The following is a 21677-nucleotide window of genomic DNA, read 5'->3' as shown; positions in this document are numbered from 1 at the left end:
AAATAATCAACCAGTATCGTCTATCGTGTTCCGCATGAAGAGCTACCAGCAGTACTGCTCCGTGGCCCGCGCCCTGGACTCGGTCGGGGACCGATGGGTCCTGCTCATCGTCCGCGAGCTGCTGGCGTTCGGGCCAAGCCGCTACAGCGACCTGAAGCGTGGGCTCCCGGGCATCGCCACCAACCTGCTCGCAGAACGGCTCAAGGCCATGGAGGCCGACGGCCTGGTCGAGCATCGCGAGGCTCCGGCGCCGATCGGCTCCCGGGTCTATCAGCTCACCGAGCGCGGTCGAGACCTGGAGGACGTGGTGCGCGCCTTGTCGCGGTGGAGCCTGCCGGCGATGCCGTCGGGACCGCGACCCGCCGACGCGGTGCAACCGCAGTGGATCGCCCTGCTGGCGGGCCTGAACCTGGCGGGCAACGTCGCGCCCGGCGCGGAGCTCGTGCTCCTGATCGACACCGGGGACGCGCCCGTACGAGCGCGCCTGCGCAACGACGGATTCGGGATCGACCGGCTGTCGGGCGACGGCGAGGACGTCGCGCTGCGTGGCGACGCCGTCCTCGTCGGCGGCCTGCTCACCGGACTCCTCTCCGTCGAGCAGGCGACCGAGCTCGGCCTCACGATCACCGGCCACGTCGACCAGCTGAACGACCTCATCGCCGCCACCCAGGCAGGAGCCACCGCATGACGTATGTCGAGACCGATCTGACCGCCACGATCAGCGACCTCGCCGGCGCCGATCTGCACGATCTGACCCAAGCCCAGATCGACGGGATCGACCAGTTCCACAGCGGCGGAGCCGAAGCCGTCGACCGGCTGATCCCCGGGCTCGGCCTCAAACCGGGGATGACCGTCCTCGATGTCGGCTCGGGATTGGGTGGACCCGCACGCCAGATCGCCCGATCGGCGGGGTGTGATGTCGTCGGCGTCGACATCACCCGGGCGTACGTCGAGGCTGCCACGTCGTTGACGTCGGTCGCCGGCCTCACCGACCGTGTCCAGTTCGTCGAGACCGACATCGCCACCCTGGAGCGCACGAACTTCGACGCGGCGTACACGATGCACGTCCAGATGAACGTCGCGGACAAGCCGGCGTTCTTCACCGAGATCGGCCGGCGGCTCCGCCCCGGCGCACACCTGGCGGTCTTCGAGGTGTGCCGGGCTGGCCGGCGCGATCCTGCCCTCCCGTTGCCGTGGTCGATCGACGGCAGCGACAACTTCCTGGCCACCCCGGCAGACCTGCGGTCCAACATCGAGAGCGGCGGCTTCACGGCGGTCGAGTGGGTCGACGAGACCGCCTGGATCCTGCAGTGGTTCGACGAGCTCGGGGCCCGCCTCGCCGACGCCGACACGGCAGCCACGTTGCCGGCGCTGCTGACTGACGGCTACGCCCGGATGCTGAACTTCGCGGCCGCTCTCGCCGACGGCATCCTCACGGTCCACCGCGGCGCATTCAGGCTCGTGGGGCGTTGATGCGGCAGCGGGGCCGCTGGTAATCTCGCACCGTTCGTGACCTGATCGAGGAGGTGAGCCCTGTGAACACTGCAACCCCATGGGTGCTCCCCCTCGCGTTCACGATCGCGCGGCCGCTGTAGGTGTCGCCGGGAGTGCCTCATTTACGCACTCTCTTCGAAAGGCACCACCATGCAGCTTCACTTCACCGCGGAGACCTCGTCGGACGGCGTCGTCGATCGCAGCTTCACCGTCGGGGACGTTCCCGGCGTCCTCTGGTCGCCGGAGTCACCGGCTCCCGGCGCACCGCTCCTCCTCATGGGCCACGGCGGCGGCCTGCACAAGCGGGCCGCGGGCCTCGTCGCCCGGGCCCGGGACGCCGTCGTACGCGATGGGTTCCACGTCGCGGCGATCGACGCCCCTGGACACGGCGACCGACCACGCTCGGACCAGGATCAGCGATGGGTCGACGCGATGCTCCAGGCCCGGGCTGACGGCGAGTCGTTGGCGCCGTCCATCGAGCCGTACAACACGTCGCTCGCCGAACGCAGCGTGCCCGAATGGCGGGCCACGATCGACGCGCTTCAGTCGTTGCCGGAGATCGCTGAGGATGCACCCGTCGGCTACTCGGGCATGACCCTCGCGAGCGCGATCGGCATCCCGCTCGCGGTGGCCGAGCCTCGCATCCGCGCGGCGATCTTCGGCGGCGTCTTCGTGTACGACGCCGTGCTGCAGGCCGCACGCAACCTCACGATCCCGGTCGAGTTCCTCCTGCCGTGGGACGACGCCGAGATATCCCGTGAGTCCGGGTTGGCGGTGTTCGACGCCTTCGCCTCGGAGGAGAAGACGCTGATCGCGTTCCCCGGCTCGCACTTCCGCGTACCCGCCGAGCAGTTCGACACCCGGTTCTTCGCCAGGAAGCTCGGGGCAGGACTGGTGAGCGCCACCGGCTGAGCACGGAGACCTTCGGGTCCCTGGCCTGCACGTGAGCGCAGGCCAGGGATCTGAGTCACACCCTGCGGCGACGGACCGCGCGGAGGATCTCGCGGCGCCGACGATTGCCCCAGATTCCCAGGGCCAGCGCCCGTGACTCGACGCGTTCGAGGCGGCTCCCCTCGGCAGACGTGAAGGCAAAGTGCCGGTAGCCCCGCGCACGCGCCCGGTTCGCGAGCGTCCGCGGCGGCACGCGATAGGGCGGCAGACCGACGAGCCGACGACGCTCCAGGAGCAGCTCGACCCGCGCCAACCAGGTGTTGTCCGACGAGTCATGGAAGTAGTTGTCCTCGAGCCAGTCGGGCTCGGGATGACGGAACGAGGCCGCGACCAGATCGCGCGTGGTCCCCAACAGCCCGCTCTGCGCCAGCACGAGGTTGATCTGGTCGGCGCCGACCCCGAAATCGGTGAGAGCGAGGCATGGCACCCCCTCGGCCATCGCCTCGAGCAGGGAGGTCGAGCTCACCGTGACGAGTCCGATCGCTCGTCGCAGGTGCCGCGCCATCGCACCGCTCTCGACGACGAGATTGGCCGGCACCTGCTCACCGGATGCTGCGATCTCGGCGAGCAGATCCTCGTACGAGAACTGCTCGGCATGCGTCTGGGGTTCGCCGGACCGCGCTCGCACCTTGATCACGACCTCGAGATGCGGATGTGCGCGTGCCGTCTCGATGAGCTGCTGCAGCAGCCACGTGCGCTCGCGGCGCGCGCCCGGGACCAATGCCTGTGCGGCAAAGACGATGCGGTTGCGCACGGGCCCAGGCTCGTCCACCTGTCGCATCGTGTCCGCTATGACCGGTCGTGGCGCAGATGCGAGGAACGGCAGGGTGGCCAGCTCGTACGTGTGCGGGATGCCGAGCTCCTTGCTGGCGACCGCGAACTCGCGCAGCTCGCGCCTGCTGTGCAGGACGAAGACGTCGACAGCGCGGCGAAACCCCAGCCCGTACGGGATGACCGGGACCGCGATGCCGGCCAGACCGCTCACCAGCACGGGCCGGCCCGGCACGTTGTCGATGAGGCTGACCAGGGCATGGACAGCCGGACCCCGCGATGCGGCCACGACGACGTCGGGGCGCCACTCGTCAAGGATGCTTCGCAGCTCGTCGCGGCCCACTCGGACGGGCGGGTCACCTTCGAATCGCGAATCCACGAGCGCCTCGGCCATCTGGCGAGGACTCGGTTCGGCCTTGCTCCGGGCAACGGCAAGCCGCACCGACCAGTCCTTCGGGATCTGGTTGGCCAGCGAGGCACCCCATTTGACGTAGGAGTCGGAGTCCGTGAAGACCAGCACACGCGGGGTCTCCGTCACTCGGCGCCCCCTCCTGCTGCCCTCGCCGTCGTCATGCAGGGATGACGGTGGAGTCGGGGTCGCGCCGCAACCGCTGCATCGGCTTGAGCTCGCCGGGCATGACCCGCTTGACGCCGTCACCCATGGCCTTCTCGATGACCCTGATGTCGCGCGTGAGGCTCATGAAGCCGTGCGGCTCCAAGCTCGCGGCCTGGTCCGAGCCCCACATCGTCCGGTCGAGGGTGATGTGCCGCTCGACTGCGACGGCGCCCAGCGCCACGGCGGCGACCGAGATCTGCAGGCCCCGCTCGTGCCCGGAGTAGCCGACCGGCACCCGATAGCGGGCCGCGAGGACCGGAATCATGTTGAGGTTCGCCTCGTCCGGCGGCAGCGGGTAGGTCGAGGTGGCGTGCAGGATGACGAGGTTGCCCGTCCCGAGGATCTCGACGGCGCGGTCGATCTGCTCCATCGTGCTCATGCCGGTCGACAAGATGATGGGCTTGCCGGTGGTTGCGAGCTCCCGGAGCAGCGGCAGGTCGGTGACCGATGCGGAGGCGACCTTGTGCGTCGAGACCCCCATCGACTCGAGGAACTCGACGGACGGGATGTCCCACGGCGAGGCGAACCAGTCGACCCGTTGGGAGGCGGCGTACCGTGCGATCTCGGCGTACTCGTCGCGCTCGAACTCGACGCGATAGCGGTAGTCCAAGTAGCTCATCTCACCCCACGGCGTCTCCCGACGCGTGCTCTTCATGTCTTCGGGAGTCGAGATGTGCGGCGTGCGCTTCTGGAACTTGACGGCCTGCGCTCCGGCCAGGGCCGCGACGTCGATCAGCTTCTTCGCCACGTCGAGATCTCCGTTGTGGTTGATGCCGATCTCACCGATGACGTACGTCGGACGGCCGTGCCCGACGATCTCGTCGCCGATCTGGATCCATTCAGCCATGATCTAGCCCCTTTTCGGTCGTGCTGTCGTGGTGCGGTGGACTGGTGAGTACGCGATTGGCGAGCTCGCGGATCGCGCCCGCGCCTCCGCCATGGCGGAGGACGATCGGCGCTGAAGCGTGGACTTCTGGTCGGGCATCTGCCACCACGACGGGCCAGCCGACCGCCGTCAGGCACTCGACGTCGTTGACGTCGTTGCCGAGGTACGCCACGTCGTCCAGGGCGATAGCGCGGGCCGCTGCCCAGGCCGTCAGAGCCGCCAGCTTGTCGTGGCAGCCGGCGATGACCTCGACGCCGAGCTTGGCGGCCCGGGCTGCGACCACCGGGTTGGTCTCGGCCGAGAGGATCAGCAGCGGTATGCCGGCCCGGCGCAGCAGTGCGATGCCCATGCCGTCGGAGCGGCTGACCGTGACCGACTCGACCCCGTGCTGATCCACCAGGACCCGGTCGTCGGTGTGAACGCCGTCGAAATCGGTCACCACGGCACGAGCGGGGATGGGCGACGATCCGATCGCTTCTGACTGTCGGGCCAGGTGCACGAGCTCGGCCAGCCGGAGGTCCGCCTCGGTGTCGATCTCCAGGCTGCCGAGCGGTTCGACCTCCACGAGCCGGATGCGGCCGAAGAAGCGGTGCCCGTGCTCGAGGAACCCGTCCGTACGCATGACGTAGAACGCTCCGGTCTCCCGGTGCTCGACCGGCCGGTCCTGGCGACGCTGCCGGCGTCGAGCGTCGTGGTTGACTCCTTCGGGCCCTGCGGGGCCCTCGCGCCAGAGGTGCAGGTCGGCACGAGTGGCACTGAAGGCGACGTCGCACTCCCCGCTGCGTACCAGGTCGATGGCTCGGCCGAGATCGGCCGGTTCGATGAACGGGCTCGTTGCCTGCACCAGCACGATCACTCCGGGCAGTGGAGCGACCTCGGCCATCTCAGCCAGCAGGTGCGAGACCGCTGACTCTGACGATGCTTCGTCGCCCGAGATCCGGGCCGGTCGATGGACGACCCGCGCTCCCGCTCGCATCGAGACATCCGCGATCTCGGAGTCATCCGTCGAGACATACACGTCGTCGACCTGCGACACGGCCAGGACCGCGCGAACGGCGCGCTCGACCAGGGGCTCACCCCCGACCGGACGCAGGTTCTTTCGGCGGACGCCTTTGGAGCCACCACGCGCGGGGATCACGACCCACACGCCCGCCGGCGGCCTGGTGCTGACGAACGTCGGGGCTGGAGCGAGATCTTGGCTCATGCGACTCCCTCTTCGTGGACACCTCGGCGTCGCCACACGGACGTCGTGGTGGGTTCGGGCTGCGTCGATGACGTTAGGAAGAGCTGGCGACCGGGGCGTGAACGCGGCACCGCGCGACCGGGAACGTCCCGAGTCCTGCGGGGGAATCGGGCACCTGTGCATGAACATGTCGCCGTCAGGCAGAACGCGAGACCAACAGTCGATGAAGGGTCGACCGCGAGACCCGTCATCGTCGCGATCCGCGGCTACGGTTCCCACGTGCCATCCGTCGCCCCCCGGTCAGCCCTGCTCATCGCTGCGTTCGACTCGCAGCTCAAGTGGTGCGCCGGCATTCGCGATGAGCTCAAGGCTCGCGGGTTCTCCTGTCAGGTCACGGTCCCTCGGACGCGCTCCGCGCTGTCGATCCGGCAGATCAGCGACGCCGGGTTCGAGGACGTCCACCTGCGGACGTGGCCCGAGCTGGTCGAGGACTCCCTGCGGTCCGACGTCGTGGTCTGCGCCCTGGCGGGCCCCATGACCCAGCGACTGAGCATCGACCTGTCCGAGGCAACAGGACCCGGCGCCCCGGGGCCCGTGCTCGTCTCCGGCTGGGTCGGCGTCATCATCGAGAAGATCACCGCGGGATATCTCGACCGGGCCGGCACGGACGTCGTCGCCGTCAACTCCGCGCATGACCTGGCGTACTTTCGGCGCACGGCCGGCACACTCGGGCTGTCCGACGGCAATCTCCTGCTGAGTGGCCTGCCGTTCCTCTCGAGCGACCCGGCGCCCGAACGCACCGGTGAGATCCAGCGCGTGCTGTTCGCCGACCAGCCGACCGTTCCCGGCAGTCGGGTCGAACGGCTGTACGTCTACCGACGGCTGATCGACTACGCACGTGAGCACCCTGACCGGCTGGTCATCCTGAAGCCTCGCCACCGTCCTGGCGAGGACACCTTCCACCGGATGGCCCACCACCCCGCCGACCTGCTGAAGGGCGACGAGCTCCCGGCGAACTTCCTCATCGACTACACGCCGATCGGCATACAGCTGCCGCATGTCGACCTGCTCCTCACGATGTCGTCCACTGCGTGCCTGGAGGCCATCGACAACGGCTGCCGGGTCGCGCTGGTCCTCGACCTCGGGGTACACGAGCGCTATGGCAACCACGTGTTCCTCGACAGCGGCCTCCTGCGGACGTTCGACGAGATCAAGAAGGACGAGATCGGCTCGCCGGACCCCGCGTGGCTCGACGGATACTTCGGCGACCGCACCCAACCGGCGAAGCGAGCCATCGTCGATCGGGTGGAGGAGCTGCTCGAGTCGGGAGACCGTCCCTCGCACCAGATCTGGGGGACCCCTTACTTCCGGAGCGCCGTCGAGATGGTCCGCGCGAAGGACGCGATCGGCACGTCCCGCATCTCCCCGGCCTGGGCGCGACGGATGCGCGCACGAGGTCCGGTGCTCGGCACCGTGGCGCAAGGCGCCCACCTGCTCCTGCCGCCGGTCATCATCCGGCCCATACGCTGGGTGCTCCGCCGCGTGAGCTCGCGCTGAAGGCTGCAACGCAAGGCGTTGGCGACGTGTCAGTCGGTGGCGTCGCGGAACAGCTCAGCGGCGGGTCCGACGATCAGCGGATCGGGCGCCGTGACCAGCTCGTGGTCCTTGTTGTCGTAGTCGAACTGGGCCAGCACGTGGCGCATCGACTCGACCCGAGCACGCTTCTTGTCATTGCTCTTGACCACGGTCCACGGCGCCACGGCGGTGTCGGTGCGCGCGAACATCGTCTCCTTGGCACGGGTGTAGGCGTCCCACTTGTCGAGCGACTGCAGGTCCATCGGCGACAGCTTCCACTGCCGGACGGGATCGACCTGACGAATGGCGAAGCGCGTACGTTGCTCGGACGCCGACACCGAGAACCAGAACTTGATGAGGTGCAGGCCGTCGTTGACCAGCATCTTCTCGAACGTCGGCGCCTGCCGGATGAACTCGTCGTACTGGTCGTCCGTGCAGAACCCCATGACCCGCTCGACGCCGGCGCGGTTGTACCAGGACCGGTCGAACATCACGATCTCGCCGGCGGCGGGCAGGTGCTGGACGTAGCGCTGGAAGTACCACTGGGTCTCCTCGCGCTCACTGGGCTTCTCCAGCGCGACGACCCGTGCGCCGCGCGGGTTGAGGTGCTCGGTGAACCGCTTGATCGTGCCGCCCTTGCCGGCTGCATCGCGGCCCTCGAACACGATCACCAGCCGCCCACCGGTGCTCTTGATCCAGTTCTGCAGCTTCAGCAGCTCGATCTGCAGCAAGCGCTTCTGCATGTCGTACTCCTGCACGTCCATGCGGGTCGCGTACGGATAGCCCTCGCGCCAGGTGTCGATCGGCTGCCCGCGGTGGTCGAGCAGGACCGGGTCGTCGTCCTCCATGTCGACGACGGAGTAGTCGCCCAGGCGGTCGATGTCGACGCGGGTCGGCGTCCCGAAGTCAGTGGTCATGCGTGCAACCTAGGGTTCGGCGGCGGCGTCGGGGTGGATGTCCGGCGACGACGGAGTGAACACCGCTCATGCGAGCGTGATAGACCCGACACGTGAGGCATGGAGTCAGCGGACGGCTCGTTGTTGCGTGGGCCTCGACGGCCTCCGCCGACGAGCGGCTGGCGCGACTGGCCGAGGCCGTCACCGGCGCCGTGAGCGGCAACGCCCGCATCGTCCGCGCCTGCCGTGCGTGCGGCAGCGACCGGCACGGCAAGCCGTACGTCGTCGGGCTCGATGGCCCGATCCACGTGAACCTCAGCAGGTCCGGTGGGATCGCCGTGCTCGCGGTCTGCGACGCCGGTCCGGTCGGGATCGATGTCGAGGCCCTGCATCCGGGAGGCACTCCCGATGTGGCGACGTGGGTCCGCAAGGAGTGCGTCGTCAAGGCGACGGGTCACGGGCTGACGATCGATCCCGACCTCGTCGAGGTGACACCGCCCGGCTCGGCACCGGCACTCGTCGCATGGCCGGAGACCGAACCACTGGACTCACCTGTGTGGATGTACGACGTCGAGTGCCCTGCGGGCTACGTCGCCGCTGCCGCCGTGCTGTCGAACGCAGCGCCCGAGCTGCTCATGACTCCGGCATCGCCGGAAGGCTGACCTCGCGCAGCCACACGTCGAACACGCCACCCACCGACGCACCACACACCTCACCGGCCAACGCGATGAAGTCGTCGGTCGACACCGAGCCGTGGGCATGCCGCTCGGTCCACGCCCGCAGGACGTCGAAGAACCGATCGTCGCCGACCTCCGTGCGGAGGGCATGCAGGAGCAGCGCACCGCGCTTGTAGACCCGGTCGTCGAACATCAGGTCGGGGCCGGGGTCACCCAGCAGGAAGTCCTGGTCCAGCCCGGCCAGGCGATCCCAGTGCAGTCGTGCGTGGTCCGCGGCCGGCTCACGGCCCGACTCCTCGGACCACAACCATTCGGCGTAGCAGGCGAAGCCTTCGTGCAGCCAGATGTCGCGCCAGCCCGCGAGGGTCACGCTGTTGCCGAACCACTGGTGGGCAAGCTCGTGGGCGACGAGACGTTCGCTGTCCCACTCGTCAGTGGCGAAGTTGGAGCCGAAGACCGCGAGGCCTTGCGCCTCCAACGGGATGTCGAGCTCGTCCGCGGTGATGACGGCGGTGTAGGCGGCGAACGGATAGGGCCCGAACAGCCGCTCGAACGTCGCCAGCATCTCGTCCTGCCGGGCGAACGGCCCGCCGCTGGTCGCCTTCTTGCCGGCGGGATAGACCGTGCGCACCGGCACGTCGCTGTCCGTCTCCACCACGTCGTAGCGACCGATCTGGACCGTCGCGAGGTAGGTCGCCATCGGCGCCTCCTCGACGTGACGCCACGTCGTTCCGGCCGACCGGCGGCGCTTGCTCTCCAGGACGCCGTTGGCCACGACCCGGTAGTTGGACGGCGCGGTGATCTCGATGGCGTACGTCGCCTTGTTGGCCGGCCGGTCGTTGCACGGGAACCACGACGGGGCGCCGTGCGGCTGCGACGCGACGATCACGCCGTCGGCGAGCTCCTCCCAGCCGGCGTCGCCGTCGAGACCCGGCATGGGCTGGGGCGACCCGGCATAGGCGACCACGAGCGTGAACGTGTCACCGGCCGCGACGGTGCTGCGGGGGCGTACGACCAGCCGATTCTTGCGCTGGGTGTATTTCGCGGCCGGCGCTCCATCGACGCTGACCTTGGAGGCGCGCAGGCGATAGAGGTCCAGCTCGAGCTCGTCGAGGTCGCTCGCGGCGATGGCCGTGATCGTGGCGCGACCCGAGAGCCGGTTGGACTCGACGCTGTAGTCGAGCTGGAGGTCGTAGTGCGTGACGTCGTACGACAGGTCGCCATGGTCCGGGACGTAGCGGTCGTCCTGCACTCCTACGGCAGCGGCGCGCGTCACCGCGGTGCCGCGATGTCGGCGTCGGCCCACGGCCCGATCGGGTTGCCGATCCAGCGAGTCTTCTTCGGGACGGCCTCGCCGCGCATCACGAGCGACACCGGGCCGATCGAGGCGTGCGCACCGATCGTCGCGGCCGGGAGGATGACGCTGTGGGGTCCGAGCGTCGATCCGGGCTCGAGCGTGACGGTGTCCATGCTGAGTATCCGATCATGGAACAGGTGGGTCTGCACCACGCAGCCCCGGTTGACGGTGCTTCCCGCCCCGAGGGTGATCAGGTCGGCCTCGGGCAGCCAGTACGTCTCGCACCACACGCCCCGGCCGACGCGCGCGCCCAGCGACCGCAACCAGAGGTTGAGCACCGGGGTGCCCGACGCGCTTCGCGCCAGCCACGGAGCGCCGAGCACCTCGACGAACGTGTCGGCGAGCTCGTTGCGCCAGACGAAGCTGCTCCACAACGGATGCTCGGCTGAGCGGACCTTGCCGACCAGCGACCACTTGGCACCAGCGGCGACGAGAGCCGCCACCGCACCGGCAGCGATCAGCACCAGACCCGACATCGCGGCGGCGACCGGCCAGGTCTCACCGACAAGCCGCTCCAGCCCGACGACGACCACCAGGCCGAGCAGTCCGTTCACGATCAGCGGGACGACGCGCGCCAGCTCGACCAGCGCCCGCCACGCGCGGACGCGGCGCGGCGGCGCATGCGTCCGGCTGACGTCGGTCGGGTCGGTGGATCGTCGGAGCTTCTGCGGCGGGCTGCCCAGCCAGGACGTGCCGGCCTTGGCCTCGGACCGACGCGGCGCAGCCGAGAGCACCGCGACCAGCCCACCTTTGGGCACCTTGCGTCCCGGCGCGGTCATGCCCGAGTTGCCGACGAATGCGCGGCGGCCGATCTTGACCTGCTCGATGCGCAGCCAGCCACCGCCGAGCTCGTACATGCCGAGCATGGTGTCATCGGCGAGGAACGCCCCGTCGTTGACGGACGTCAGGGACGGGAGCATCAGCACGGTGGACGCTTCGACTCCCTCACCGATCTTGGCGCCGAGCAGTCGAAGCCACGCCGGGGTGACAGTGCTGGAGTAGAGCGGGAACAGCCAGGTGCGCGCGTCGTCCATCAGCCGTACGACCGACCAGGCCTGCCAGCCGCGGAAGCTGTGCACCGGGTACGTGCCACTGGCCAGGCCGATCGACTGCAGTCGTACGGCCGCCAGCACGAGCAGGGCGAGGGTGACGAATCCCGTCAGCACGCCGAGCGGCGCCGCGAGCGCAAGGCGGGCGAATGCCTCGCCGAGGCTGTCCGCGGATCCCACGAACGGGGTGACGGCGAGCGCGCCCGCGCCCAGGGCGAGCACGGGCAGCAGCGCGATGCCACCGGCGACCATGGCGTACGCGGCGGTCCAGCGACGGCGACGCGGGGCCCGGGTGCTGGTGAACGGCCCACGCGCGGGGCCCTTGAGACGCGCCGGGGCACCGGACCAGTACTCGCCGTCGGGGACGGTGTCGAAGACTGCCGAGCCCGGTCCGATCTCCGCGCGGGCGCCGATCTGCGAGCCCGGACCGAGCAGGCTCCGCACGCCGATGCGGGCATCCGCGCCGATCGCGATCGTGCCGATGTGAAGGGTGTCGCCGTCGAGCCAATGGCCGCTGAGGTCGACCTCGGGCTCGATCGAGGCGCCGTTGCCGATGTCGATCAGGCCCGTGACAGGTGGCAACGAGTGCAGGTCCACGTCCGATCCGACGCGCGCGCCGAGCGCTCGCGCGTACGTCGTCAGCATCGCCGCGCCCGAGAGCGAGCCGGCGCGCAGCTCGTCGGCCAGGTGCTCGGCGAGCCACAGGCGCAGGTGCACCCCGCCGCCGCGCGGGTGAGCGCCCGGCGAGACCCCGCGCAGCAGGAGACGCGCGCCGAGTGCGGCCAGGAGCATGCGGCCCGGAGGCGCGATCAGCAGCAGCCACCCCAACGCGATCCAGCCCCACGCGATCTGCGGCAGCCACGTCCAGTCGAGCATCGAGGCGGCGACGTGGTTGCCGGCGGCGAGCCAGGTCAGCCACCGCAGGCCGCTCAACGTCCGCAACGGGATCGTCAGGATGATCTGGGCAGCTTGGGTCACGGTGCGCACCGGGCGTACCGGTGAGTTCTGCCGGGCCTGCTCGCTCGACATCGCGTCCAGCGTCGCGGCGAGCGCCGCAACGGACGGATGCTCGTACACGTCGGCGACCGTGACCTCGGGGAACTTCTCCCGCAATCGGCCCACCAGCTGGGCCGCGCTGAGGCTGCCACCGCCGAGGACGAAGAAGTCGTCGGCCGGACTCGTCACGACCGCGCCGAGCAGGTCGAGCCACAGCGTCTTGAGCCACGCGCTCGTGCCCTCGAAGTGGCTCTCTTCCGCCGACGCGTCCAGGCCGGGCAACGGCCACGGGAGCGAGTCGCGATCGATCTTGCCGGAGGTGCGGGTGGGCATCGTGTCGAGCCGGGCAAGACGCGGCACGAGCGCTTCGGGCATCTGGCCACGGAGCACCGTCAGCGCAGCGGCCAGGTCGAAGCCGGGCTCGGTCGCCACGTAGCCGACGAGGATGCGGTTGCCGGCCTCGGTCGTCCGGATCGCGGCAGCAGCTGCGGCGACCCCGGGCAACCCCAGCAGCGCGCTGTCGATCTCGCCGAGCTCGATGCGCCGGCCGCCGATCTTGATCTGCTCGTCCGCGCGGCCGACGAAGACCAGGCCCTCCCCGTCGTAGGCGACCAGGTCGCCGCTGCGATAGGCGCGATCCCAGCCGAGACTCGGCATCGGCGCGTACTTCTCGGCGTCCTTGACCGGGTCGAGGTAGCGCGCCAGGCCGACGCCGCCGATGATCAGCTCGCCCGTCTCACCGGGCCCGACGTGCTCGCCGTTCGCATCGACGACGGCAAGGTCCCAACCGGCGAGCGGCAATCCGATGCGCACCGGAACGCCGGCCTCCAGCGGCGCAGCGCACGCCACCACGGTCGCCTCGGTCGGACCGTACGTGTTCCACAGCTCGCGACCCGGAGCAGCCAGCCGCTCGCCGATCTCAGGCGGGCACGCCTCGCCGCCGACGATCAGCAGTCGTACGTCGTCGAGCACGCCGGGCGGCCACAGCGCGACAAGGGTCGGAACGGTCGACACGACCGTGATGCTGTTGGCCACCATCCACGGGCCGAGGTCGCTGCCGCTCTTGACGAGCGACCGGGGCGCCGGCACCAGGCACGCGCCGTGCCGCCAGGCGAGCCACATCTCCTCGCACGACGCGTCGAACGCCACCGAGAGCCCGGCCATGACGCGGTCGCCGGGGCCCAACGGCGCGTCACGGAGGAACAGTGCGGCCTCGGCGTCGACGAACGCCGCGGCGGACCGATGCGAGACCGCGACGCCCTTGGGCGTACCCGTCGAGCCCGACGTGAAGATGACCCAGGCGTCGTCGGCGGGCAACGGCTCCTCGTCGATCGAAGCTGTGCTGCCGGGTCGTCGTGACGTGATCACCAGCTCGTTGCCGACCACTGCCGCGACATCCGCCTCGGCGAACACCGTGCGAGCGCGGGAGTCCGGGTCGTCGACGTCGACCGGCACGTAGGCAGCGCCGGCGACGAGGATCCCCATGATCGCGACGTAGAGGTCGAGGGTGCCCGAGTCGACCCGGACCCCCACCCGGTCGCCGCGCCCCACGCCCCGCTCGCGCAGAGCGGAGGCGAACGCATCCGACGCCTCGCAGAACTCCTCGTACGTGAGCACGTTCGAGCCGTTGTCGAGCGCGGAGGCGTCGGGGTTGTCCAGTGCCGTCTGGCGCAGGATGTCGACCAACGTACGCACCGGCGGCGCCTGCGGCGATCGCAGGAGCGGCGAAGCGCTCCCGGACACCAGCGGGCTCAGGTCTGATGTCGACACTGAACACACCTTGGCGCAACGACGTGAACGCCCGGTGAATCGCGGGCCCCCGAACGTTTGCCTGGCGTTGGTTGTCTGCCGCCCGGGCCGACCCTAGATTGAATGACGAGCCGGCGGGTGAACACGCCCCTGCCGGTGCACACAGGCTCAGGCCCCCTTCAACCTCCATGGGTGTCCTGAGCGACTGGGCCCCTCGCCGACCACCCGGCTCGAGGGGCTCCGTCATGTCCGGCGGCCATCCCGTCGCCGATTGTTCTGTTCCGACGGGCCAACGCGACTCCAGGCATAGGGTTTGGTGTCATGACATCGCGTATCTCACACACCACGATCGACTCTCGCAACGCCTACGCCCAGTCGGCGTGGTGGGCGCAGGTGCTCGACATGAAGGAAGATCCCGCCGATCCCAATCTCCCCGGACACGAGGAGTGCATGATCTTCTCGCCGGACGGTCGCCAACGGGTGCTCTTCATCGAGGTGCCCGAGGGCAAGGAGATCAAGAACCGGATCCACTTCGACCTTCGCCCCCTCGACCTCAGTCGCGATGACGAGGTCGACCGGGTGCTGGCTCTCGGTGCGACGGAGTTCGCGGATCATCGCCGACCGGACGGCGGCGGTTGGGTGACCCTCACCGATCCCGAAGGCAACGAGTTCTGCATCCTGCGAGGCGACCTCGAGCTGCCCGACCACTACGCCCACCTGGTGATCTGACGGCTGGAAAGGGCACCTGGCCGAGTCGAGAAGCCAACGAAGAAGGGCCTCCCGCCAGCGCTTCCGCTGGAAGGAGGCCCTTCTCGATTCCCGTGGCAGGTGCAGGGTTCGAACCTGCGTAGGCTGAGCCGTCTGATTTACAGTCAGATCCCTTTGGCCACTCGGGCAACCTGCCGGGGGTGTTGCCGGGGCAACGACAAGCAAGACTATCGCAGCCGATTAGGGTGAGAGAAATCAGATCCCCGCGGCGCACGACCAGGAGCACTCATGGCCGACTCTTCCTTCGACATCGTCAACAAGATCGACCGCCAGGAGGTCGACAACGCGCTGAACCAGACGGTCAAGGAGATCAACCAGCGCTATGACTTCAAGAACACCGGCGCGTCGATCGACTGGAGCGGCGAGTTCGGCATCGAGGTCAAGGCCAATGCCGACGAGCGAGCCCTCGCGGTCCTGGACGTCTTCAAGGACAAGCTGATCAAGCGCGGCATCTCGCTCAAGACCCTCGAGGAGGGTGAGCCCCGCCAGTCCGGCAAGGAAGTACGGATCTCGTCGACAATTACCGAGGGCATCAGCCAGGAGCAGGCCAAGAAGGTCTCCAAGCTGATCCGCGACGAGGGTCCCAAGGGCGTCAAGGTCCAGATCCAGGGCGACGAGCTCCGGGTCAGCAGCAAGAAGCGCGACGACCTGCAGGAGGTCATCGCGCTGGTCAAGGGCGCCGACCTCGACTTCGCGGTGCAGTTCGTCAACTACCGCTAGGCGACCCGCTGAGACTGACGTTTCTGCTGGGTCGACACGGCGATTCGCGACAGAAACGTCAGGCCCAGCGGGAATCAGGGCAGGTTCGACAGCAGCAGGTCGGGCCAGGCGCTCAGCGCCACGAGGCCGGCGGTGCCGATCAGCACGGCGGCCTTGGAGATGCGGATCGAGACCGGCGGGGACGGGCTGCGGTAGGGGTCGTCGATCGCCGGCCGGTCGACGAGCACCGCGACGAACCGCAGGTAGTAGGCCAGCCCCAGCATCACGTTGACCGCCATGACGACAGCGAGCCAGACGTGGTCGCCCTCGATGACAGGGCGGATGACGACGTACTTGGTGACGAGCCCGATGACCGCAGGCGGGAAGCCGGCAAGGGTCAGGGCCGCCATGACGAGCGGCACGCCGGTCGGCGGGTCCGTGCGCGCGAGGCCCTTGAGCTCGCTGTAGTCCAGACTGCCGCGCAGCCGGAGCACGACGGCGAGGGCCGCGAACGCGACGAGGTTGGCGAGGGCATAGACCGCGAGATACTGCACCGGCGCGCTCAGACCGTCGGTGGTCAGCAGTGCCGCGGCGGGGGCGATCAGGAACCCGGCCTGCGCGACCGACGACCACGCCAGCATCCCGACGGCGTTGGTCTGCCGCAGCGCGCCGAGGTTGCCCACGGTCATGGTGGCCGCGGCGATGATCGCCATGAGCGGCTGCCACGTGTCGTACGTGTGCGGCAACGCCGCCGACAACAAGGTCAGCACCGCGCCCAGCGACGCGGCCTTGGACACCGACGACAGGAAGCCCGCGACCATGACGGGAGCACCGAGATAGGTGTCGGGGATCCACACGTGGAACGGCACCGCGCCGAGCTTGAACAGCAGCCCGACGATCGTCAGCACCACCGCGACCGCGACGACGCCGTCCGGCATCTCGGTGTCACGCAGCCCCGCAGCGAGACCGTCGTAGTCGAGCGTCCCGGCGACGCCGTAGAGCAGCGAGACGCCCATCAGCGTGATCGCGGTCGACACCACCGAGGCGAGGAAGAACGTCCACGCCGAGCGGATCGCGCGACTGTCGCCCTGGCGCAGCCCGACGAGCGCGATCGACGGCAACGACAGCAGCTCGAGCGCGACGATCAACGTCACCAGGTCGCGCGCGGCGACCATCATCAGCGCTCCGCTGGCGGCCGCGAGGACGAGGAAGTGGTACTCCCCCGGCGGCATCGCGTTCTCGAAGTTCATGACGTTGGACGCCACGACGACGATCAGCGTGCCGGCCAGCACGATCAGGGAGAGCGCGAACGTCGACGGCACGATGTCGTCCCGCAAGCGGATCAGCTCGATCCCGCCCCAGAGCAGGGCGACGCTGGACGGCAGGCCCGAGCCGAGCCACGTGCGACGGGGATAGAACGCGTCGACCAGCAAGGCGACGAGCGCGCCGATCGCGACGATGACGGCCGGACCGGCGACGCTCCACTCCACGGGGATGTTCATGGCGCCACCGGGGTGTAGGTGCCGGAGTACGTGACGGCCGAGAAGTCGTAGAGACCGACGATCAGCCCGGGCGCGAGGCCGAGCACGACGATCGAGGCCACGAGCGCGACGGCGACGACAGTCTCACGCACGGTGAGGTCGCGGTCGGCGTCCTGCGCGACCGGCTCACCCTGCGCCAGCAGGCGGATCGCCCTGACGAAGTAGGCCGTGGTGAGCGCGACGCCGAGCACCGCGAACCCGACGGCGGTCCAGGCGAACGGCTTGTCGAGCACCTCACCGACCTCGTACGCGGCACGCAGCGACAGCAGCTCGCCCCAGAACCCAGCGAGGCCCGGCAGCCCGAGGCTGGCGACGGCGGCGAACACGAACGCCACGGCGAGCCAGGGCGTACGCGCATAGAGCCCGCGGCCGATGGCCCGCATCGAGGCGGTGCCGAACCGGTCCTTGAGCGAGCCGGACAGGAAGAACAGCAGCCCCGTGATGACGCCGTGGGCGACGGAACCGAAGACGGCGGCGGCGATGCCGATCGGGCTCATGGTCGAGATGGCCAGCGCGACGAAGCCCATGTGGCCGATGCTCGAGTAGGCGATGAGCCGCTTGAGGTCGTCCTGCGCATAGCAGGCGAGCGCCGACCAGACGATGCCCACGACTCCGGCGCCCGCGACGTACGGAGCGACGTCCGCGAACCCTTCGGGGAGCACCGACGAGGCGATGATCAGCCCGTACGTGCCGAGCTTGAGGAACACCGCGGCGAGCAGCACCGAGCCGACGGTCGGCGCCTTGCTGTGGGCATCGGGCAGCCAGGTGTGCAGCGGCACGAGCGGGGTCTTGACGGCGAAGCCGAGGACGATCAGCACGGCAGCCGCGAGTGGGCCGCCGCGGATCTCGGTGAGCTGCAACGAGTCGTTGTCGCGGGCCACCAGGACGATGCCGACCAGCAGCAGCGCCGAGCCGGTGACCGTGAACAGCAAGAACCGCGTGGCCGCGCTACGAGCAGCGAGCCGAGGGTCCGGGCCTGGAACGTTCTTGAGACCCCCTCCGCGATCGCCTTCGGCCGAAGGCTCAACGCTGGAACTCCCCCACCACGCGATGACGAACCACATCGGGATCAGCGCGAGCTCGAAGAAGACGAAGAACAGCAGGAAGTCGAGCGACGCGAACACCCCGAGCGACGACGCGCTGATGATCAGCACGAGCCCGACGAGCGCCGGCGCGGTGTCGTCGGCGATCAGCCAGACGCAGCACAGCACGCCGATGAACGCCGTCATCAGCAGGAACGGCCACGAGATCGCCGTCGCGCCGAGGTGCAGGCGCGCACCGAGCAGGTCGATCCACTCGACGTCGACCTCGCCGGAGATCGCGTCCTTGCCCTCCCAGACGAGCGCGAACAGCACCAGCGACGCCGCCATCGCGACCGCGCCGAGCCAGGCCGCCGTACGACCGGACACCAGCGTGCGGAGGAACAGCAGGGCGAGCCCGACGACGAACGGGATCGTGAGCGCAGCGGCGATCATGTCCAGATCACCGCCGCTGCCGTGACGACGATGACGCCCGCGGCGATGACCGTGGCGTAGCGCTGGACGTTGCCGGACTGGACCAGGCCGAGCACGCGCGAGGCGACCTGCGCGGTGCTGGCTGAGCCGTAGGAGTATGCATCGATGCCGTCACGATCGACGTCGACGACCGCGCGGGCCGACGAACGGAGGCCCGCGGGGATCCAGCGGGAGTAGGGGCGGTCCAGAGCGAGCTCGGCGACCAGCCATGGCGCCGCGAGGTCGAGTGAGCGGCCGCGACGCCAACGCGCGAGCACCGCCCCGATGCCGGCCACGGCGACCGCCGTCGAGAGCAGGCCGATGCCGAGGTGGAACGGCTGCCCGATCGACAGTGCGAAGGTCGCGACGGCGAGGACGATGAGTGGGCCGGTCATCGCGCGCGGCGCCTCATGAGGCTCCGTCCGGCCCTCGGCAGCCGGCGCAAGGAAGGCCAACAGCCAGAGCCTCGTGGCGTACGCCGCGGTGAGGAACGACGTCACCAGCGCGACGCAGAAGACGGCGACGGCGATGCCGCCGGGCAGCGGTCCTTCGTCACGGCCGTGCTCGAGCGCGTGCAGCACCGAGTCCTTGGTGAAGAAGCCGACCGTGGGGATGACCCCGGCGAGGGCGGCGAAGCCGATCGTCATGGTCCAGAACGTCACCGGCATGCGCAGACGCAGCCCGCCCATCGCCGACAGCGCACTCGATCCGACCGCGTGCATGACACAGCCGCAGCCGAGGAACAGCAGTGCCTTGAACGCACCGTGCGACAGCAGGTGGTCGGTGCCGGCGTCGCTGTCGCCGACCGAGAGCGCCGCGAACATGAACGCGAGCTGGCTGACCGTCGACCACGCGAGCGCGCGTTTGAGGTCGGTCTGCACCAGTGCGAACAGCGCACCGAGCAGCATCGTGATCGCCGAGATCACCGCCAGCAACGTCATGACAAGCTCGGACGGCTCGAGGATCGGCAGCAGCCGGGCGACGAGGTAGACGCCGGCGGCGACCATCGTCGCGGCGTGGATCAAGGCGGTGATCGGCGTCGGGCCGGGCATCGCGTCGGGCAGCCACGTGTGCAGCGGGAACTGCGCCGACTTGCCGACCACGGCGACGAGCAGCAGCAGCCCGATCGCGGTGGAGTTCTTGGGCTCCTGCGCCAGCACCTCGCTGATGCGATAGGTGCCGTACGTCTGACCGATCGCCAGGATCCCGACGAGCAGCCCGAGGTCGGCGATGCGGGTCATGAGGAACGCCTTGGCGGCGCCGGACCGGGCGATCGGGGTCTGCCACTCGTGCCCGATGAGCAGGTAGGAGCACAGCCCCATGACCTCCCAGCCGATCAGGAGCACGAACAGGTCGTCGGCAACGACGACCGCGATCATGCCGAGCAGGAACAGCACGATCACGAGGGCGTACGAGCGATAGCGCGGGTGATGACCGAGGTAGGCCGTGGAGTAGATCTGCACCAGCAGGCCGACGCCGACGGCGAGCAGCAGCACCTGCGCGGAGAGGCTGTCGACGTGGGTCGCGAGCGAGACGGCGAGCAGGTCGTTGCCCTCGATCCAGACCTTGGTCGTCGGGTCACCGTCGAGGTGCGGGACCGCCCACACGGCGACCGCCACGGCGAGCGCGGCGGTCAGGACGACGTAGAGCCAGCTGCGCCTCACCGCTCAGCACCGACTTCGTCGACGTCGACCGTGCGCACGGCGCGGAACAGCGCGAGGACGATCGCCAAGCCGAGGCCGATCTCGGCGGCCGCGAGCGTGATGGTGAACAGCGTGAGGACCTGACCGGTGTGGATCGTGTCGGCGAACCACGCATCGAACGCCACGAGGTTGAGGTTGACCGCGTTGAGCATGAGCTCGACGCCAAGCAGCATCAGGACCGCATTGCGGCGGGCGAGGACGCCGTAGAGCCCGATGCCGAACAGCGCGGCCGACAGCACCAGCGGATAGAGCAGGGGCATCAGCGTTCGGTTCCCGACCGGGAGATGACGATCGCGCCGACCAGCGCCGCGAGCAGGACACCGCTGAGGATCTCGAACGGGAGCACCCAGTCGTTGAACAAGGCGTCGCCGAGCGAGCGGGCGGTGCCGATGCGGTGCCCCTCGATGCGCTCACCGTGGAATCCGCTGATGACCGTGGCGCCCAGCCCGACGGCGGCGACGAGTCCGAGCACCGCGGCGGTCCACCGGTTGCCGGTGACCTCGGCGGAGATCGTCGACTGCTGGCGCGTCAGCATCAGGGCGAAGATCACGAGCACGACGACCGACCCGACGTAGACGAGCACCTGCACCCACGCGACGAACTCGGCGGTCATCAGCACGAAGCAACCGGCGACGGCGCCGAGCGTCACGACGAGCCACAGGGCCGAGTGGACGAGCTGGTTGGTCGTCATGGCCAGCAGCGCCGACCCGACGGCGAGGGCGGCGAACAGCAGGAAGACGATCTCGGTGGCGCTCACTCGGATTCCTCCGCGGCGGCCTCGTAGGCGGCGAGCTCCTTGGACGGCTCGGCCCCGGGGTCGAGCGCCTGGGGCGCGGGCACCGTCCACATCCACTCGCGCAGCCGGTTCATGTCGTGCGTGAGGTCGACGATGTCACCCTCCGCGTACGCGAACTCCGGCGACCAGTGCAGGGCGTCGAACGGGCAGACCTCGATGCAGATGCTGCAGTACATGCAGAGCGAGTAGTCGATGTCGAACGTGTCGAGCACGTTCTGGCTGCGGTCGCGACCTCCCTCGGTCGTCGCGGGGATCGTCTCCTTGTGCGAGTCGATCGTGATGCACCACGAGGGGCACTCGCGGGCGCACAGCATGCACGACGTGCAGTTCTCCTCCTGCAGCGCGATGACGCCCCGGCTGCGGGGTGGCAGGTCGGGCTGCACGTCGGGATAGTGCGCCGTGACGGATCGTCGGGTGAGGTTCTTGAACGTGACCTTGAGGCCCTGCAGCAGGCCTTTTCCGAACATGCTCATGCCG

The 21677-nt window shown here is 69.3% G+C and carries 18 protein-coding genes, 1 tRNA gene and 1 pseudogene; 7 read left to right on the top strand and 13 right to left on the bottom strand.

The window, feature by feature from the left end:
- The first annotated feature begins 34 nt into the window (after positions 1-34).
- From ESP70_RS07560 to ESP70_RS07550, 3 genes are all read left to right on the top strand, one after another.
- Entirely contained in the window at positions 35-688 is a 654-nt protein-coding gene (locus tag ESP70_RS07560; protein WP_149688728.1) for a winged helix-turn-helix transcriptional regulator, read from the top strand.
- Positions 685-1473: an SAM-dependent methyltransferase gene (locus ESP70_RS07555; protein ID WP_149688727.1), complete on the top strand. Its 789-nt coding sequence runs from the start codon at positions 685-687 to the stop codon at positions 1471-1473. Before ESP70_RS07560 ends, ESP70_RS07555 begins: the two co-directional genes overlap by 4 nt.
- Before the next feature lie 171 nt (positions 1474-1644).
- Entirely contained in the window at positions 1645-2406 is a 762-nt protein-coding gene (locus ESP70_RS07550; protein ID WP_149688726.1) for an alpha/beta hydrolase, read from the top strand.
- 55 nt (positions 2407-2461) lie between these two features.
- Here ESP70_RS07550 and ESP70_RS07545 read toward each other — a convergent pair whose 3' ends face one another.
- From ESP70_RS07545 to ESP70_RS07535, 3 genes are read right to left on the bottom strand one after another with little or no spacing between them, the layout of a single operon-like run.
- Positions 2462-3754 carry a DUF6716 putative glycosyltransferase gene (locus ESP70_RS07545; protein WP_149688725.1) on the bottom strand — a complete coding sequence of 431 codons (1293 nt, stop codon included), beginning with the start codon at positions 3752-3754 and terminating at the stop codon, positions 2462-2464.
- Between the two features lie 31 nt (positions 3755-3785).
- Positions 3786-4679 (bottom strand): N-acetylneuraminate synthase family protein, encoded by an 894-nt coding sequence (locus tag ESP70_RS07540; protein ID WP_149688724.1) that lies wholly within the window; start codon positions 4677-4679, stop codon positions 3786-3788.
- Entirely contained in the window at positions 4672-5922 is a 1251-nt protein-coding gene (locus tag ESP70_RS07535; protein ID WP_149688723.1) for an acylneuraminate cytidylyltransferase, read from the bottom strand. The genes ESP70_RS07540 and ESP70_RS07535 overlap by 8 nt, the downstream gene beginning before the upstream one ends.
- 258 nt (positions 5923-6180) lie before the next feature.
- Between ESP70_RS07535 and ESP70_RS07530 the strand changes: the two genes are divergently transcribed.
- On the top strand, positions 6181-7458 hold the full coding sequence (locus ESP70_RS07530) for a DUF6716 putative glycosyltransferase (RefSeq protein WP_223148658.1): 1278 nt from the start codon (positions 6181-6183) through the stop codon (positions 7456-7458).
- A gap of 29 nt (positions 7459-7487) precedes the next feature.
- On the opposite strand, the gene ppk2 is transcribed toward ESP70_RS07530, so the two are convergent.
- Positions 7488-8393: a polyphosphate kinase 2 gene (gene ppk2, locus ESP70_RS07525; protein ID WP_149688722.1), complete on the bottom strand. Its 906-nt coding sequence runs from the start codon at positions 8391-8393 to the stop codon at positions 7488-7490.
- Positions 8394-8485: 92 nt separating this feature from the next.
- On the opposite strand from ppk2, the gene ESP70_RS07520 reads away from it, so the two are divergent.
- A complete protein-coding gene (locus tag ESP70_RS07520; protein WP_149688721.1) occupies positions 8486-9034 on the top strand; it encodes a 4'-phosphopantetheinyl transferase family protein in 549 nt (182 codons plus the stop codon).
- On the opposite strand, the gene ESP70_RS07515 is transcribed toward ESP70_RS07520, so the two are convergent.
- Both ESP70_RS07515 and ESP70_RS07510 read right to left on the bottom strand, forming a co-directional pair.
- A complete protein-coding gene (locus ESP70_RS07515; RefSeq protein ID WP_246161960.1) occupies positions 9006-10355 on the bottom strand; it encodes a M1 family metallopeptidase in 1350 nt (449 codons plus the stop codon). The two genes, ESP70_RS07520 and ESP70_RS07515, sit on opposite strands and share 29 nt — an antisense overlap.
- Complete coding sequence (locus ESP70_RS07510; RefSeq protein WP_246161959.1) at positions 10322-14221, bottom strand: Pls/PosA family non-ribosomal peptide synthetase; 3900 nt, start codon at positions 14219-14221, stop codon at positions 10322-10324. The genes ESP70_RS07515 and ESP70_RS07510 overlap by 34 nt, the downstream gene beginning before the upstream one ends.
- 300 nt (positions 14222-14521) lie before the next feature.
- Between ESP70_RS07510 and ESP70_RS07505 the strand changes: the two genes are divergently transcribed.
- The gene (locus ESP70_RS07505) at positions 14522-14929 is read left to right on the top strand and encodes a VOC family protein (RefSeq protein WP_149688720.1); all 408 of its coding nucleotides are present in this window, start codon (positions 14522-14524) and stop codon (positions 14927-14929) included.
- A gap of 93 nt (positions 14930-15022) precedes the next feature.
- Here ESP70_RS07505 and ESP70_RS07500 read toward each other — a convergent pair.
- Positions 15023-15104, bottom strand: a tRNA-Tyr gene (locus ESP70_RS07500).
- Between the two features lie 92 nt (positions 15105-15196).
- Between ESP70_RS07500 and ESP70_RS07495 the strand changes: the two genes are divergently transcribed.
- Positions 15197-15688 (top strand): YajQ family cyclic di-GMP-binding protein, encoded by a 492-nt coding sequence (locus tag ESP70_RS07495; RefSeq protein WP_056399438.1) that lies wholly within the window; start codon positions 15197-15199, stop codon positions 15686-15688.
- A 74-nt stretch (positions 15689-15762) separates the two neighbouring features.
- On the opposite strand, the gene ESP70_RS07490 is transcribed toward ESP70_RS07495, so the two are convergent.
- The 6 genes and pseudogenes from ESP70_RS07490 to ESP70_RS20415 form a co-directional block, all read right to left on the bottom strand.
- The gene (locus tag ESP70_RS07490; RefSeq protein ID WP_149688719.1) at positions 15763-17169 is read right to left on the bottom strand and encodes an NADH-quinone oxidoreductase subunit N; all 1407 of its coding nucleotides are present in this window, start codon (positions 17167-17169) and stop codon (positions 15763-15765) included.
- Complete coding sequence (locus ESP70_RS07485; protein ID WP_149688718.1) at positions 17166-18683, bottom strand: complex I subunit 4 family protein; 1518 nt, start codon at positions 18681-18683, stop codon at positions 17166-17168. The genes ESP70_RS07490 and ESP70_RS07485 overlap by 4 nt, the downstream gene beginning before the upstream one ends.
- On the bottom strand, positions 18680-20365 hold the full coding sequence (locus ESP70_RS07480; RefSeq protein WP_149688717.1) for an NADH-quinone oxidoreductase subunit 5 family protein: 1686 nt from the start codon (positions 20363-20365) through the stop codon (positions 18680-18682). The genes ESP70_RS07485 and ESP70_RS07480 overlap by 4 nt, the downstream gene beginning before the upstream one ends.
- The gene (gene nuoK / locus ESP70_RS07475) at positions 20362-20664 is read right to left on the bottom strand and encodes an NADH-quinone oxidoreductase subunit NuoK (RefSeq protein WP_149688716.1); all 303 of its coding nucleotides are present in this window, start codon (positions 20662-20664) and stop codon (positions 20362-20364) included. The genes ESP70_RS07480 and nuoK overlap by 4 nt, the downstream gene beginning before the upstream one ends.
- Entirely contained in the window at positions 20664-21161 is a 498-nt protein-coding gene (locus ESP70_RS07470) for an NADH-quinone oxidoreductase subunit J family protein (RefSeq protein ID WP_149688715.1), read from the bottom strand. The genes nuoK and ESP70_RS07470 overlap by 1 nt, the downstream gene beginning before the upstream one ends.
- Positions 21162-21322: 161 nt before the next feature.
- A pseudogene (locus ESP70_RS20415) lies at positions 21323-21547 on the bottom strand (4Fe-4S binding protein); the annotation flags it as partial.
- Positions 21548-21677 lie beyond the last annotated feature (130 nt).

The sequence above is a fragment of the Aeromicrobium ginsengisoli genome (assembly GCF_004134905.2).
GTDB lineage: Bacteria > Actinomycetota > Actinomycetes > Propionibacteriales > Nocardioidaceae > Aeromicrobium > Aeromicrobium ginsengisoli.
This window is presented reverse-complemented; position numbering and strand designations above follow the sequence as displayed.

Excerpts from the sequence above, each read along its gene's own strand:
- ESP70_RS07555 (WP_149688727.1), top strand. The coding sequence starts at position 685 with ATGACGTATGTCGAGACCGATCTGACCGCCACGATCAGCGACCTCGCC.
- ESP70_RS07490 (WP_149688719.1), bottom strand. The coding sequence starts at position 17,169 with ATGAACATCCCCGTGGAGTGGAGCGTCGCCGGTCCGGCCGTCATCGTC.
- ESP70_RS07505 (WP_149688720.1), top strand. The coding sequence starts at position 14,522 with ATGACATCGCGTATCTCACACACCACGATCGACTCTCGCAACGCCTAC.
- ESP70_RS07560 (WP_149688728.1), top strand. The coding sequence starts at position 35 with ATGAAGAGCTACCAGCAGTACTGCTCCGTGGCCCGCGCCCTGGACTCG.
- ESP70_RS07550 (WP_149688726.1), top strand. The coding sequence starts at position 1,645 with ATGCAGCTTCACTTCACCGCGGAGACCTCGTCGGACGGCGTCGTCGAT.
- ESP70_RS07540 (WP_149688724.1), bottom strand. The coding sequence starts at position 4,679 with ATGGCTGAATGGATCCAGATCGGCGACGAGATCGTCGGGCACGGCCGT.
- nuoK (WP_149688716.1), bottom strand. The coding sequence starts at position 20,664 with ATGCCCCTGCTCTATCCGCTGGTGCTGTCGGCCGCGCTGTTCGGCATC.
- ESP70_RS07485 (WP_149688718.1), bottom strand. The coding sequence starts at position 18,683 with ATGATCGCCGCTGCGCTCACGATCCCGTTCGTCGTCGGGCTCGCCCTG.
- ESP70_RS07495 (WP_056399438.1), top strand. The coding sequence starts at position 15,197 with ATGGCCGACTCTTCCTTCGACATCGTCAACAAGATCGACCGCCAGGAG.
- ppk2 (WP_149688722.1), bottom strand. The coding sequence starts at position 8,393 with ATGACCACTGACTTCGGGACGCCGACCCGCGTCGACATCGACCGCCTG.
- ESP70_RS07535 (WP_149688723.1), bottom strand. The coding sequence starts at position 5,922 with ATGAGCCAAGATCTCGCTCCAGCCCCGACGTTCGTCAGCACCAGGCCG.